This is a genomic window from Blautia acetica, from assembly GCF_038739805.1.
Lineage (GTDB): Bacteria > Bacillota > Clostridia > Lachnospirales > Lachnospiraceae > Blautia.
Window position 1 is genome coordinate 106,740 of record NZ_JBBEWO010000006.1, and the last position, 16,086, is coordinate 122,825.

9 protein-coding genes are annotated in these 16,086 nt (G+C 44.2%); 7 read left to right on the forward strand and 2 right to left on the reverse strand.

The genetic code is table 11. The features are described from left to right. The first annotated feature begins 13 nt into the window (after positions 1–13). Both WBS51_RS06075 and WBS51_RS06080 read left to right on the forward strand, forming a co-directional pair. Positions 14–292 (forward strand): hypothetical protein, encoded by a 279-nt coding sequence (locus tag WBS51_RS06075; protein ID WP_294459373.1) that lies wholly within the window; start codon positions 14–16, stop codon positions 290–292. Then, a complete protein-coding gene (locus WBS51_RS06080) occupies positions 289–6,612 on the forward strand; it encodes a carboxypeptidase-like regulatory domain-containing protein (protein ID WP_294459371.1) in 6,324 nt (2,107 codons plus the stop codon). The genes WBS51_RS06075 and WBS51_RS06080 overlap by 4 nt, the downstream gene beginning before the upstream one ends. A gap of 18 nt (positions 6,613–6,630) precedes the next feature. Here WBS51_RS06080 and WBS51_RS06085 read toward each other — a convergent pair whose 3' ends face one another. Both WBS51_RS06085 and WBS51_RS06090 read right to left on the reverse strand, forming a co-directional pair. After that, positions 6,631–7,680 carry a threonine aldolase family protein gene (locus tag WBS51_RS06085; protein WP_173749055.1) on the reverse strand — a complete coding sequence of 350 codons (1,050 nt, stop codon included), beginning with the start codon at positions 7,678–7,680 and terminating at the stop codon, positions 6,631–6,633. A gap of 53 nt (positions 7,681–7,733) precedes the next feature. Then, on the reverse strand, positions 7,734–8,597 hold the full coding sequence (locus WBS51_RS06090; protein WP_173749056.1) for an AraC family transcriptional regulator: 864 nt from the start codon (positions 8,595–8,597) through the stop codon (positions 7,734–7,736). Between the two features lie 135 nt (positions 8,598–8,732). Between WBS51_RS06090 and dapF the strand changes: the two genes are divergently transcribed. From dapF to mfd, 5 genes are all read left to right on the forward strand, one after another. After that, positions 8,733–9,572 carry a diaminopimelate epimerase gene (gene dapF / locus WBS51_RS06095; RefSeq protein ID WP_173749057.1) on the forward strand — a complete coding sequence of 280 codons (840 nt, stop codon included), beginning with the start codon at positions 8,733–8,735 and terminating at the stop codon, positions 9,570–9,572. 171 nt (positions 9,573–9,743) lie between these two features. Then, complete coding sequence (locus WBS51_RS06100) at positions 9,744–10,892, forward strand: CobW family GTP-binding protein (RefSeq protein WP_294459366.1); 1,149 nt, start codon at positions 9,744–9,746, stop codon at positions 10,890–10,892. A gap of 36 nt (positions 10,893–10,928) precedes the next feature. Next, positions 10,929–11,882: a TIGR03943 family putative permease subunit gene (locus WBS51_RS06105; RefSeq protein WP_173749059.1), complete on the forward strand. Its 954-nt coding sequence runs from the start codon at positions 10,929–10,931 to the stop codon at positions 11,880–11,882. 10 nt (positions 11,883–11,892) lie between these two features. Beyond that, complete coding sequence (gene pth, locus WBS51_RS06110; RefSeq protein ID WP_173749060.1) at positions 11,893–12,483, forward strand: aminoacyl-tRNA hydrolase; 591 nt, start codon at positions 11,893–11,895, stop codon at positions 12,481–12,483. Positions 12,484–12,487: 4 nt separating this feature from the next. Next, a complete protein-coding gene (gene mfd, locus WBS51_RS06115) occupies positions 12,488–16,042 on the forward strand; it encodes a transcription-repair coupling factor (RefSeq protein ID WP_294459363.1) in 3,555 nt (1,184 codons plus the stop codon). Positions 16,043–16,086: the final 44 nt, after the last annotated feature.

The window sequence follows — 16,086 nt, forward strand, 5'->3', positions numbered from 1 at the left end:
GACTGGGCGTTCGGTGAAAAAAACGGTGCAGGAAGTACATGAAAGAAATGCCCAAACCATAAGCTGTTCCGGTTATCTGGGAAAAAGCAGGAAACCGGGAAGTGTGCGAAAGGCCAGGATAGAGGAAATCGTAGAGCCGCCCGGTTGTCCTACCGAGCCGCTGGCAGGAATGCAGATACAGGAAACGGATGAGCGTTTTGGTATGTTCAGGATTCAAAAGTGTATTTTGCTTATTCATACAGATGAAGGCAGTGACGTAGTGAATAAAGGAAAAGGAGTTAAGAGAGCATGAAAGGAAAACGAAGAGAAAGGCTGATGGCTTTGGCGCTGATTTTTGCAATGACAGCCGGGATGATAGCAGAACCGGTGCGGATTAGCGCCGCACAGGAGTACAGTAGCAAGGTTTCTGAACAAAATGGAGTGACAGAGGCGTATACTGTAAGCGGACAGATTCTGTCCGGTGGCACTGCTGTTTCTGGTGCAGCCGTGCAGTTGGGAGATTTTGCACCCCAGGTTACAGATAAAAGCGGTGCATATTCTGTGCGTGAGGTGCCAAATGGTACATACAATTTGACTGTAAGCAGAAATGGCTTTGAAAGATATGAGAGTTCTGTAACGGTAAGTGGTACGGAAGTCACAAACGCTGACGCAGTATTGTGCTTAACTGCCGGAAGTGTCGGTATTGCAAATAGCGATATCGTAGTAGGAGAGAGGACAGAGGTATCTTATAGATGTGACTTGTCAGAAGGTGAAATTCAGTCTGTTTTATGGCAATCCGGTGATGCGGCAACGGCTACGGTTGAAAATGGAATTGTAACAGGTGTAAAAGCCGGAAAAACAACGATTACACCAACAATCACATCTGTTTATGGTGACGTACCAATGACGGAAACAGAGATTACAGTCGGGGAATGCGGCACAGAAATGGAAAAGATGGAAATCAATAAGGCAGGGATTTTTAAAAATAAATTAAATATTGATGTGACTGTTAAAGCACTTGCCGGGGAGTCAACACCTACAGGCGGAGATGTGGAATTTAAAATTAAGCAAATGGGCGTAAAGGATGACATCGCTGAAGAGGCCTATACAAAACCTCTTGAAAACGGTAAAGCGCAGTTGCAATTAGCAAAAAAGAACTTTGATTTTTCAGGAGAATACCTGATAACAGCTGCTTATAAAGGACATGCAGGATATTATGCAGAAAGTGGAGCTAAAACCGAAAGCTACAATTACGAAATCAGCGGCTTAGAGTACGAAGATGAAACCGGCAAGATTACTTCTCATAAAGAAAGGCCATTGACACTTACCTATGGAGAGCAAAAGACTATCTGGGTTTCGGAAGAAAATAGCGCAGCAAATGAAGTTTTTTCTAATGTTTCTGATAAGGTTAATATTGTAAAACAGGAGCAGTCCGGCAAAGCCGGATATACAGAATTCACTATTACAGCAAAGAATACCGGGAAGTGTGATATTGTCTTTAAAAGAACTGCAGATGGAGAAAAAATATATCCGTATTTATATGTAGAAGTTAAGCCGAAAGAATTGAATATTGACACGGATAAAGAAAAGTCCTATATGGTTTATTCTAAAATCTACGATGATAATAAGGATGTATTTGTAAATGCAGACACCAAGGATATAATTACATTAGAACGCATGAATTTTGACTTAGGAGTAATTGGCGGAGATACGGTAAGCGTAGACTTAGCCGCTGCAGCGGATATTAAGGGGATCCTGTCAGGTGAATTTGACGGAAATGTGACGGATGGAAGGGAAACACAAATAACATTCAATCAAAATCAGTTGAAACTTCAGAATGATAATGGAAACTATGTTTTGGCAGATAAAGAAATTCAAATATCTGCAAAGGCTGTTATACTGAAAAGACCTGTTACTGTGAAGGTCAGCGATGCGGAAAGGTCTTTCGGACATGCATATCATAACGGAATCGGCAACGGACCGGATTATATCTTTCATTCCGATGATTGGGTGGATGTGCAGACCGGAACAGGGGAAGGGATAGAAGGTATCATCGAAAAAGGATATCGGGATCCTTCCAGCGAGACGGCACTGACCGAGGAACAGGCCGATGGGAATACAGCGAAGCCGGATACTTATGAGAAAGTATTGTCTATAGATACAGCGAAGATGGATGGGATTCAGGCTGAAAATTATGATTTTCGTATTGAAAAAGGTACCTTGACAGTGAAAGAGGAAGAAATTAATGATATTTTTTCTTACATCAATTTTGAAAATTTTAAGGAAAATCCGACCATATACATGAATGACAAAAAAGAACTCTGGGTAAAGGCAGATAAAGGAAAATTAGAGCTGAACACTTGCACAGAAAAATTGTATGACGAGGTTCTTTTAACGAAAGTCGGAGAGACAGCACTCAGCCCGTCTGTGTCACTGACTGGAGAAGGATATGTATTTGACAGAGCAGATGTTGAGGAATCAGAGGAAATTTCTCTGACCTTGCGGCTTAAAAATCAGCAGGGTGTATACTCAAAGGAGTTTTCTTATCACATATATCTGGATAATACCATTCCAGAGGTGTTTATCAGTGAGGCGGAAGGTTCTGAAACTCCGTTGGGAGATTTTGTAAATAAGATATCTTTTGGTTTGTTTGGAAAGACAGAATACAAGGTGAAGGTAAAGGTAACAGAAACGGATACTTCCGGATTAAAAGAGTGGACTTACATGGTGCTGCCTCTGAAAAAAGACATGGTAAATGGTACAGACAAGGTTTCCGATGCAGACAATCTAACGGAAGAGGAGATAACGAAAAGCCGGCTTTTGCAGTATATTGAAACTTTAAAGGACAGTGGGGAATATGTATGGCAGCCTGCGAATCCGTCCGGCGACCTTACAGAGATTATCATTGACAGAAAAGACACAGGAGAAGACTTTGCTGCCAATCATTATGTAGTATTGGTAAAACCATATGATAATGTAAAAAACAGCAAAATTTATACATCATTGGGAATTATTCTGGATAATAATGAGCCTTATGTAGACTTAGGGTTAGATTACGAGGGAGGACAGGTTTACAGAGAAGTTTACAATGATGATGTAAAACTGCATGTATCTGTTACGGATAATAACCATCCGGCCGATAAAACTGTTTCAGGTCTGAGGGAAATTTACTATCAGGTGGCTGTAGGCAGAGAAAATCTGGAAAAAGCAGAAAGAGTTTCTTTGTACAATGCAGAGAAAGGAAAGAAATATACGCTGGAAGAACTTCAAAATGAAGTGCTTCAGAGAAATATCACCATTAGTAAAAAATGGAACTCTAATGACATATGGGTGGGTGTAACAGCCGTGGACAACTCGGGGAATGAATATCAGGCCTTTCAGCATCTGAAAATTGACATGACGAAACCGGAAGTATCCGTGAAATATGAAACAAAAGCTACAGAGGATTATGCTCCGTATTATAACCGGGACAGGACAGTCCTTGTAGCAGTAAGAGAAAGAAATGTAGATGTAAATAGCATCAAAGAACTTTGGTTTGACCTGCAAAGAGAAGGGGAACAGAAGTCTGCACAGTATACGCTTTCTTCGATGGGGGCAATTGAGGGCATTACCGTTGAGTCTGTAAAAGACTCTCAGGAAGGACAGAATGCAGCCCAATATACAGATGACAGAATCATTGAAATGAGAATCCGTTTTCATGGGGATAACAAATACGATTTTGACGTTCACTGCGCAGACAAGGGTGATTGGGAGGAAGAACAGGACAACAGTACGTATTTTGTTATTGATAAAACTGCGCCGGAACTTAGTGTTGCATATGGCAATGCGGATGGCACAGCAGGCGTGGCAGAAAGTGAACAAAGCCGTTTCTACAGTGGAAAACCAATGACAGCCAAGGTAGAAATCAAAGAACATAACTTTGCCTATGCAGATAAAGACGTGCCTATTGAGGTAAAGGTTACGGCAGATAAAGTAGGTGAGGGCGAAGAAATACCGGATTATACAGCATTGGAGAAAACGAACAGCCTGGATGTATGGAACAAGAATGTAGATACTTACACCAGTATGTATGTTTTTCGTTCTGATGCCAACTATATCCACAGCATCGTCTATACAGACCTTGCCGGAAATGCTGTTTCCTATGGGCCGGGCTGCTTTACCGTAGACAAGACGAATCCGACCGGTACTGTGAAAATCAAAGGCTTGGGATTCTGGGAAAGCTTACTGGAGAAAATTACTTTTGGTCTCTTCAGTCCGTCTGCGGTAGATACAGAGGTAACTGGTGCAGACCATACGTCCCCGGTTGCTCCTGTACAGTACACAAGGGTACAGGACCAGATGACCAGAGACGAACTGGAAGCTTACAATGGCTGGTCTTCTGCATCGGAAGACAGACCGGATTATGCAGGATTTTCCGTAAATCCGGATGAGCAGTTTATTGTGTACACTAAGGTAACGGACTATGCAGGCAACTACCAGTTCTTTAGTTCCGATGGTATGATTGCGGACGGCACTAAACCGGGTCCGGTCGTTGCCATTACGAATCTGAGCCAGTCGCAGAATGGTATCTTTCATGAAGACGTGACCCTTCAGATTGACGTAGAAGACCCAACAGTGGGAGATACTTATTCTGGTCTGGAAAAAGTCTGGTATACCGTCAGCGCTGCAGGCAATGTAAATACCAGTGAAACAATTGAGCTTCTGGACAACAGCAGAAACAGGATACAGGGCAACAAAACCTTTAGTCAGGTGATTACAGTTCCTGCAAGTGAGTATAACAGCAATGATGTAAAGGTACAGGCTTTTGCACAGGATTTCTCCGGCAACAAGGGAAACAGTGATATTACAGAACTGAAAATTGACGTAACGAATCCAACGGTTTCTGTTGCATGGGATTTGAATAATCCCTCCAACGGCAAATATTATAAAGATACCAGAACTGCGACTGTTACGGTCACGGACAGAAACTTTGATGCAAACAATGTAAGATTCAATATTACCAATACAGATGGAACAGAGGCAAACATCAGCGGCTGGAGCAGCAGCAGTGATATGGGGATTTCCGACAGCGCTGCAAGCACCTGCCAGGTATCTTTCCCTGCCGATGGTGATTATACCTTTACTCTTGGCTGTACGGATTTGGCAGGAAACGGCGGAGAATACGGAAAGACAGATGCGTTTACCATTGATAAGACCAATCCGGTGCTTACGGTTTCCTATGACAATAGCAGTGCAAGAAATGGCAGATACTTTAAGGAAACCCGCACTGCGACTGTGACGGTTCGAGAACATAATTTTAATCCTGCAGATGTCCGCACAGCAGTAACAGCCGCATTACAGGGATGTGGAATTTCCCCGCCGTCCATCAGCGGCTTTTCAGACAGCGGAGATATACATACGGCAACTGTACGCTATGCAGCCGACGGCGATTATACCTTTGACATAGATTATACGGATATGGCAGGAAATCAGGCAGCAGATTACACACCGGACTGTTTTACAGTGGATTTAACAAAACCGGAGGTTGAGATTACAGATATCAAAGATAAATCGGCCAATAACGATGTAGTTGCGCCGGGAGTGAAGGCTACAGATGCAAACTACGATGCCGGGAATGTAACAATCACCGTAACAGGAGCTAATAACGGCAAGGTAGATATTGGAAAGGTTGTCAGTGCCGTTGAAAACGGACAGAGTATTAAAATGAACGATTTTGCAAGAGAAGAAAAGATGGATGACCTCTATACACTCACTGCGAAATCTGTGGATAAGGCGGGAAATGAAACCGAAAAATCAGTGCTGTTCTCTGTCAACCGCTACGGCTCTGTTTATGTCTTAGATGATGCGACCCGGGAAGACAAAGGCGGCTGGCTCAGCACAAAAAATCACACTTACATTAGGAAAGAACAGGAACTTGGTGTAATGGAATACAATATAGACACCATTGAGTCCGGCAAGATTACCGTTGATAGGGACGGGAAACTGACAATTTTGAAGGAAAATCAGGATTATACCGTAAAAAGTACCGGAAGCGATACACAATGGAAAGAAAACCATTATATCCTTTCAGCAGCCAATTTTTCACAGGAAGGTAATTACAACGTTATCTTCAATACCCGTGACCGGGCCAACAATACTATGAACAATACCAGTGTGAAGAAGAGCAATAAAAATCTTCCAATCGAATTTACGGTAGATAAGACGGCACCTACGGTTGTGGTATCCGGCGTGGAAGATGGCGGGCAGTACCGCCAGGCAGAGAAGCATATGACAGCAGATGTCAAAGATAATCTGGCTCTTGCCAGAGTTAATGTCTGCATTGACGGCGAGAGAACTGTATATAGCGCAGATGAATTAAGAGAGGTAAACGGTATTATCAAAACCACTGTTCCCAGCGCAAACAGCTGGCAGGAGATTGAAATTACCTCGGAAGACGAAGCGGGCAACCAGCTGGGAGAAACCAAAGAAAAGGACAAGGCACAGTCGGTAGTTATGAAAATTTTGGTGACTCCAAACCTGCTGATTCAGTATTATATGAACAAACCGCTGTTCTACGGTTCTATTGCAACTGTAGTAATGATAGCAGGTGTCATTGGATTTCTTGCAAGGAGAAAGAAAAAAGAGACCGCATGAAGCAGTCTCCTTATCTTCTCATTTATTTGGACGATACATCTTTACCATTTCTTCAAAATCCTTCACAAAATCCTTGACGGCCTCTTCGCTGGTGGCCCAGGAAGTGCAGAAGCGCAGGCAGGTGTGTGACTTATCCGGTTTGCACTGGAAGGTCGTCAGATATTTTTTGCTGATTTGTTCTGCCAGTTCGTCAGGGAAGACAGGAAAAATCTGGTTTGTAGGCGCTTCGCACAGAAGAGGAATCCCCGCTTTTTCAAAAGCGGCTTTTATTGGATGCATTTGCGCAATGCTTCTCTGTCCAAGGCGGATATAAAGACTGTCTTTGAATAATTCCTCAAACTGTACGCCAATCATCCAGCCCTTTGCAAGAATGGCGCCGTGCTGTTTCATATTAAACCGGAAATGTTCTTTAAAATCTTCGTTTACCAATACAAGAGCTTCTCCGAACATGGCTCCGACTTTTGTCCCGCCTATATAGAAGGCATCGCAGAGTTTGGGCATGTCAGGGAAAGTCAGATGAGTGATTTCTTCTGCAGCCAGGGCCGCAGCAAGACGTGCGCCGTCAATATAGAAATAAAGCTGATGGCGTTTGCAGAAAGCGTATAATTCTTCCAGTTCGTCTTTGGTATACACAGTCCCTACTTCGGTGGGGTTGGACACATAAACCAGACGCGGTTCTACCCAGTGCTCGTTTTCATGTAAATCCAGAACCGGACGGATTAAATCAGGGGTCAGCTTTCCGTCTTTTGTGAGAACGGGATAAACCTTATGTCCTGTTGCCTCGATGGCGCCTGTCTCATGGGTATTGATGTGACCGGTTTCTGCACTGATAACGGCTTCATAAGGGCGCAGAATGTGGGAAATAAAGGTCAGGTTAGTCAAAGTTCCTCCGGCAATAAAGTGAATATCGGTGCTGTAATCTTCCAACGCTTCCTGAATTAGGTCACGGGCAGCATCGGAGTGTGCGTCCAGACCGTAGGAATGGTTCTGGTGATAATTAATCGTCTCTAAGGCCCGGAGAATATTTGGGTGTGCGCCTTCACTGTAATCATTCTGAAAACTATACATAATAAAATCCTCTCTTCCTGCGTGAAACTTTATCCTTATTCTAACACAGAAAATCACTTATGGACAGAAAAAGTACAGTCGGAAAGATACTTTTTCGCACTTACCTGAAACTGCTTCTTGTAAGCCCGGGCAAAAGTAGAGTAGTTTTGAAATCCGCTGGCATAGCAGGCGTCTGTGACCGAGATGCCGCTGCGAATCAGAGAGCGGGCATAAAGCAGCCGTTTGGTGCTGATATAATTTCCTATGGTGTACCCCGTAGAGGCTTTAAACAAATGCATGAGATGATAGCGGCTGATAAAGAAACGGGAAGCAAGGTCATCAATGGATAAAGGAGAGGCCAGATGGCTGTTAATATAATCCAGAATCCATGTGATTTTTTCATTTTTGCAGGTGTTTTCAGGATAAATGCTACAGTGATTCAGGGAGGCTCTGTTCAGCAGAATCAGAAGCTCTGCAGCCAGATATTCTCTGCGGAGTTGTCCGGCGAATAGAGGGGGAGCCGCCAGTTCCTCTTCCAGTCGGGCGCACACAGAGGTCAGGTCATTTTGCCAGGCGGGAAGAATCCGCATGACGTTTGCGGGATGTCCGTTTACCTGATGAAAACAGCGGTTTAAGTCCGCCTCCCCTTTGCCGGCAGAGGTGAGAAATTCCGGCGAAAGGTATAAAATAATGCGTTCATAAATCTGTGCGCTGTTCAGCACGGGCTTATGAATTTCCCCTGCGGGTATCAGCACTACATCACCAGGAAGCAGCCGGAACATCCGGCCTTCAATGTGGTAGGTTACATCTCCCCGAAGAAAGAAAAGTACCTTGTGAAAATCGTGATAATGGTATTGAAACTCCTGCATTTTTCGGGTATGCAGATGGAAATATTGAAAATTTTCTTTGAGATAACCGGATTTTTCATAAGTATCCATAAATTCCTCCTGTGAAACAGCACTATTTGCAATGTTTATAACACTATACGGATATTATAACACAAAAGTGTCTGATACACTAAAATTATATAGAGAAGATATACTAATAGAAGGAGAAGGTATCCGGAGGTAACTATGGAATTTTATAAATATCACAGTTTGGGGAATGATTATCTGGTTTTTGACTGCCAGAAAAATAAAGAAACGTTGAATCAGGAAAAAATATCCAAAATCTGTAATCGAAATTTTGGTATTGGTGCAGATGGAATTGTTGCGGGCCCATATATGGATGGAGAAAAGATGTATGTGAAGGTTTACAATGCAGATGGTTCAGAGGCAGAGCAGGGCGGCAATGCCATCCGTATTTTTGCCCATTATCTAAAAGTGACCGGTGCTATGCAGAAAGAACGTTTTTTGTTATATACAAAAAGCGGTGAAGTGGAACTTCGCTATCTGAACAGGGAAGGAAACCGAATTCAGATGAGTATGGGACAGCTTTCCTTCAGCAGCCGCAGACTGGGGCTTACCGGACCGGAAAGGGAGGCTGTGCATGAATACTTTAACTTTGGTGGGGAAGAATATGACTGCACCTGTGTATCCATTGGCAACCCCCACTGTGTTATGATTACGGACGAAATTTCCAGAGAAAAGGTGTGCCGTATAGGGAAGTATTCCGAAGGTGCGGATTATTTTCCGGAGAGAACAAACACCCAGATTGTCAAAATTTTGGATAAAAATAACATTCAGATAGAAATTTTTGAACGCGGCGTAGGTTATACACTTTCTTCCGCTACCTGCAGCTGTGCGGCTGCAGGCGCAGCATTGAAGCTGGGGCTTATCAGTTCGGATGTTATGGTGCACACACCGGGAGGAAAACTCTGGACCCAGATTGATGAGAACTGGAATGTGAAAATGATAGGAAGTGTGAAAAGAGTCTGCAAAATAGAACTTTTTGAAGATTTCTTTACCATGTAAAAACATGGAAAGAATAAAGGGAACTTTGCGGAATTTATTTGCTATTTTTGCTAGACCTGTGTTATACTAACCACCGAGAGGTTTTATATTAATCGGTATCAAGGGGCGGAAACGGATTTTCGTCCCCTTTTGCAATGTTTTATCTATAAAAACAGAAGGGAGAAATGGAACATGACAAAAATTGATATTTTTTCCGGTTTTCTCGGAGCAGGAAAAACAACTTTAATTAAAAAACTGCTCAGCGAGGCATACAAAGGCGAACAGGTCGTGTTGATTGAAAATGAATTTGGAGAAATCGGTATTGACGGCGGTTTCTTAAAAGAAGCGGGAATTGAAATCCGTGAGATGAATTCCGGCTGTATCTGCTGTTCTCTGGTAGGAGATTTCGGGGTGGCTTTGAAAGAAGTGATTCAGAAATACAGCCCGGACAGAATCATTATTGAACCTTCCGGTGTAGGAAAACTTTCGGATGTTATCAAAGCCGTTCAGAAGGTAGAAAATGAAGTTGACATAAAATTAAACAGCTTTACAACCGTTGTAGATGTGACAAAGTGCAAAATGTACATGAAGAATTTCGGCGAGTTCTTCAGCAATCAGATTGAATATGCGGGTACTGTAATTTTAAGCCGTACCGATACATCAAAAGCTACAGATGACAAGGTAAAGACAGCCGTAGAAATGATTCGTTCTCTGAATCAGACTGCAGCGGTTATCACTACTCCAATCCAACAGCTTTCCGGTACAAAGATTCTGGACACCATGGAAAACAACCGCTCTCTGGAGAAAGAGTTGCTGGAAGAGGAAGTTTGCCCGGTTTGCGGCGGTCATCATGAACACCACCATGACCATGAAGAATGTGAATGTGGACATGACCATGCTCACCATGACCATGCTCACCATGAGCATGAGCATCACCACACCCACGGAGAATGCGGCTGTGGTCATAACCATGACCATGACTACCATGAGCATGCTCACGCCCATGAAGAGTGTGGCTGCGGCCATGACCACCATCATGACCATCACCACGGACATCATCATGCGGATGAGGTCTTCACAAGCTGGGGCAGAGAAACAGTAAAAGCCTTTAGCCGTGAAGAAATCGAAAAAATTCTGGATACACTTTCTAATGATGCTTCCTATGGTATGATTTTAAGAGCCAAAGGTATGGTTGCCGGACAGGACGGCGCCTGGATTTACTTCGATATGGTACCGGGAGAAGCAGATATCCGTACAGGTTCCCCGGATTACACAGGCAGACTTTGTGTGATTGGTTCTAAAATTGATGAAGCCAAGCTGGCCGAATTATTCGGAATCTGATATTTAGAAGACAGTAACAACAGAAAGGACAGGAAAATGGAAGACGAAATCAGAGTTCCCATATATTTTATGGCAGGGTTCCTGGAAAGCGGCAAATCCACATTTCTGGATTTTACCATAGCGCAGGACTATTTCCAGATAGACGGCCCAACCCTTCTGATACTCTGCGAAGAGGGAGAAGTGGAATTTGATGAGAAGCAGCTGAAAAAAAGCAGAACTTCTGTGGAAGTGCTGAACAGTCTGGAAGAGCTGACCCCGGAAAGGCTGGTGGCCTACGATGCCTTTTACAGCCCGGAACGTGTCATCATTGAGTACAACGGTATGTGGCAGGTCAGCAAATTTGAAGAAATGCAGCTTCCAAAAGACTGGGGTATTGTACAGCACATCGTTACAGTAGATGCCAGTACATTCCAGGTATATATGAATAACATGAAATCTCTTTTCGTGGAAATGGTGCGGAATGCAGACATGGTATTGTTTAATCGCGCCTCCATGGACATGCCGCTGGCTTCCTTCAGAAGAAGCGTGAAAGTGGTAAACCAGGGTGCAGAGATTATTTTTGAAGATGAGGAAGGCGAAATCGAAGACATTTTTGCAGAAAAAATGCCCTTTGACGTGGACGCAGACGTTATCGAAATTATGGATGAGGATTACGGTATCTGGTTTGTTGACGCCATGGATCACCCGGAAACTTACGAAGGAAAAACCGTATCCTTTACCGCAATGGTACTGAAATCCAGAGAATTTGCAAAAGATGTGTTTGTGCCGGGAAGAATGGCCATGACCTGCTGTGCCGATGACACCAGTTTTATCGGTTATGTGTGTAAAAGCCCGGAGGCCAGACATCTGAAAACAGGAAAATGGGTAAAGGTTACAGCCGTTGTGGACTACGAATACGTAGAATCTTATCACAAAGAAGGACCTGTTTTGACCGCCTTGTCTGTGGAACCGGTAGAACCTCTGAAACAGGAACTGGTATATTTTAACTAAGGAGTCTCATATGTTTTTAATAGCAGGGCTTGGGAACCCAGGCAGACAGTACGAAAAAACCCGTCACAACATGGGGTTTGACACCATAGACGAACTTGTAGAGCGTCACAATATTCCGGAAAGCGGCATTGCTCATAAAGGTATGTACGGAAAGGGAAGAATTGCGGGAGAAAAGGTTCTTGCAGTCAAACCCCTGACCTACATGAATTTAAGCGGGGATTCCATTGCGGAATTTGTGAATTATTATAAACTGGACCCGGAGACGGAACTCATTGTCATTTACGATGACATTGATTTAGAGCCGGGGCAGATTCGCATTCGTAAAAAAGGCAGCGCAGGCGGACATAATGGAATCAAAAGTATGATTGCCCGGCTGGGCACACAGAATTTCTACCGTGTAAAGGTAGGCGTAGGCGCCAAGCCCAAGGGTTGGGATTTGGCAGACCATGTGCTGGGCAGATTCTCTGAAAAGGACAGAGAAGTGGTAGATGCGGCGATAAAAGAAGCTGCCGATGCCGTGGAAATGATTCTGGAACAGGGGATAGAAGCGGCCATGAATCATTATAACGGCGCAGGAAAAAAGAAAAAGACACAGGAGTAAGCAAATGCAAGTATTCATGCAGCCCTTGGAAAAACTCAGCGAATACGGGGAACTGAAAGCGCGGATTCCCCAACATAAAGGTATCCTCCAGCTTTCGGGCTGCGTGGAATCCCAGAAAGCCCATATGATATATGGGCTTTTAGAAGGTTTAAGAAAAGATGGCAGGCCGTGCGCGAAGAACTGTCTTATCGTCGCTGAGAATGATTTAAAGGCAAAAGAATTATATGAGGATTACCGTCTCTATGACAGGGACGTATATTTGTATCCGGCAAAAGATTTGATTTTCTTTCAGGCAGATATTCACGGCAATCTGCTGACCAGAGAGCGGATGAAGGTTTTGGCGGCTCTTTTGCAAAAAAAAGGAGTGACGGTTATTACCAGCATGGGCGGCTGTATGGATTATCTGCTGCCGCTTTCCGTCCTGGAGGAACACACGCTGCACTTTGGCGCTGACAGCCCTCTGGATATGGAAAATCTGAAGAAAAAGCTGCTTGGTATGGGGTATGAGCGCTGCGCCCAGGCAGAGGCCCCCGGACAATTTTGTTTTCGGGGAGGAATCATTGATATTTTTCCGCTTACAGAGGATAATCCCGTGCGTATTGAACTGTGGGGAGACGAGATTGACTCTATTCGTAGTTTTGACGCAGAAAGTCAGCGTTCCATAGAGAATCTGGAGGAAATTACGATTTATCCCGCTTCAGAAATTGTATTAAGTCCCCAGGTGCTGAAAGAGGGACTGGAGCGGATTGAAAAAGAGAAAACCGCCGCAGTGAAAAAGTTTCGAGATGCCTTTTTAACAGAAGAGGGAGCCAGACTGAAACAGAGCGTGGACGAGGCTGTGGACTGTCTGAAGGAATTTGAAGATTTTTCTGTGGCAGAGCATTTTTTGCGGTATTTTTATAAAGATGCGGTGACATTTACTGACTATTTTACAACAGAGGAAACGCTGGTAATTCTGGACGAAACCAATCGTCTGGCTGAGCAGGGAAACGCTGTGGAAACGGAATTTCGGGAGAGCATGGAGCACAGGCTGGAAAAGGGCTATCTATTGTCCGGACAGGCGGATTTGCTCATTAGCTGTAAAGAGACCATTCATAAGCTGAACAAGAAAAACGGTGTGTCTCTCTGTACCATTGAGCAAAAAAAGGGAGAATGGGATATTCAGGAGCAGTTTCATATTTCCGCCCAGTCGGTAAGCCCCTATAATAACAGTTTTGAACTTCTGGTAAAGGACTTGAAACAATTTGGGGAAAACGGCTATCAGGTTCTGCTGCTTTCCGGTTCCCGTACCAGAGCGGCTCGTCTGGCAGAAGACTTGCGGGAACAGGGATTAAACAGCTTCTTTACAGAGGATATGAACCGGGTCATTGCCCCCGGAGAGATTATGACAGCTTTTGGACGTATGCGCCGAGGCTTTGAATACCCCCTTGTAAAATTTGTTATGATTACAGAGTCCGATATTTTCGGTCAGGCAAAGAAAAAGCGGCGGAAAAAGACGGAGTACAGCGGTAAAAAAATTCAGAACTTTGCAGAACTGAGCATTGGCGACTATGTGGTGCACGAAAATCACGGACTTGGGGTCTATAAGGGCATTGAAAAGATTACCGTAGACCGGGTAACCAAGGATTATATTAAAATCGAGTATGCCGGCGATACGACTTTGTATATTCTTCCCAACCAGCTGGACGTGCTGCAGAAATATGCCGGAGCAGACGCAAAAGTACCCAAGCTCAACCGTCTGGGAGGACAGGAGTGGAAGAAAACCAAGACCAAGGTCCGGGGTGCGGTGAAAAATATTGCCAAAGATTTGGTGAAACTGTATGCAGCCCGACAGGCCCAGACAGGATTTCAGTATGAACCGGATACCGTCTGGCAGCGGGAATTTGAAGAAATGTTTCCCTATGAAGAAACCGAAGACCAGCTGCTGGCCATTGAAGCTGCAAAAAAAGATATGGAAAGTCCAAAGATTATGGACCGTCTAATCTGCGGAGACGTGGGATACGGAAAAACGGAAGTGGCCATCCGTATTGCCTTCAAAGCAGTTCAGGAGGGCAAGCAGGTAGTCTATCTGGTACCCACCACCATTCTGGCTCAGCAGCATTACAATACCTTTGTTCAGAGAATGAAGGATTTTCCTGTGCGTGTGGATTTGCTTTGCCGGTTTAAAACTCCGGCCCAGCAAAAGAAAACCATTACAGATTTGCAGAAAGGTCTGGTGGATATTCTGATTGGAACCCATAGGGTGCTTTCCAAGGATATTAAATTCAAAGATTTAGGACTTTTAATCATTGACGAGGAACAGCGTTTCGGTGTCACCCACAAAGAAAAAATCAAGAAAATGAAAGAAAATGTGGACGTGCTCACCCTGACGGCAACGCCCATTCCCAGGACGCTGCATATGAGTCTTATTGGAATCCGGGACATGAGTGTGTTGGAAGAGGCTCCCATGGACCGTATGCCAATCCAGACTTTTGTCATGGAGTATAATGAGGAAATGGTGCGGGAGGCTATCAGCAGGGAAATGGCCAGAGGCGGTCAGGTGTATTATGTATACAACCGCGTCAATGACATTGACGAAGTGACAAACCGGGTGGCAAAGCTGGTACCGGAAGCCAATGTGGCTTTTGCCCACGGGCAGATGCATGAGCATCAGCTGGAAAAAATCATGTATGGATTTATCAACGGAGAGATTGACGTTCTGGTTTCCACCACTATTATCGAAACAGGTCTGGATATTTCCAATGCCAACACCATGATTATTCACGACGCGGATCAGATGGGGCTTTCCCAGCTTTATCAGCTGCGGGGGCGTGTGGGGCGTTCCAACAAGACGGCTTATGCCTTTTTGATGTATCGGAAGAATAAAATGCTCAAAGAAGTAGCAGAGAAGCGCCTTCATGCTATCCGGGAATTTACAGATTTGGGCAGCGGCTTTAAAATTGCCATGCGGGATCTGGAAATCCGCGGCGCCGGAAACCTTCTGGGAGCAGAGCAGCATGGACATATGCAGGCTGTGGGATATGACTTGTACTGCAAAATGCTGGAAGAAGCAGTGCGGGAAGAGAAAGGCCTGAAAAAGCAGGAAGACTTTGAAACTGCCATTGACCTGGAATTAAATGCTTACATTCCCCCTTCTTATATTCCAAATGAATATCAGAAGCTGGATATTTACAAGCGGATTGCGGGGATTGAATCTGAGGAAGAGTACGAGGATATGCTGGAAGAACTCATGGACCGTTTTGGAGAGCCGCCCAAAGCAGTGCAGAATCTGCTTTCCATTGCAAGCCTGAAAGCGTTGGCTCATAGGGTTTACATTAAGGAAATCAAGCAGACCGGAAAAGAAGTAAAGATTTCCATGTTTGAGAGGGCCAAAATCAATCCGGCAGGATTCCCGCCTATTCTGGAAAAATACAAGAATAACCTCAAGATGAAACTGGAGGAAACGCCATATTTTCTGGTTTCTTTAAAAGGACGCAGACCCAAGGAAACGCTGGATGTGCTGGAACTTTTGGGCAGTATTTTAAAAGATTTCCAATCCGTGGCAGAGGAAACAGAGTAAATTCACATTGTTCCGTGAAAATTCCCTTGCTCCCTACGAAAAAA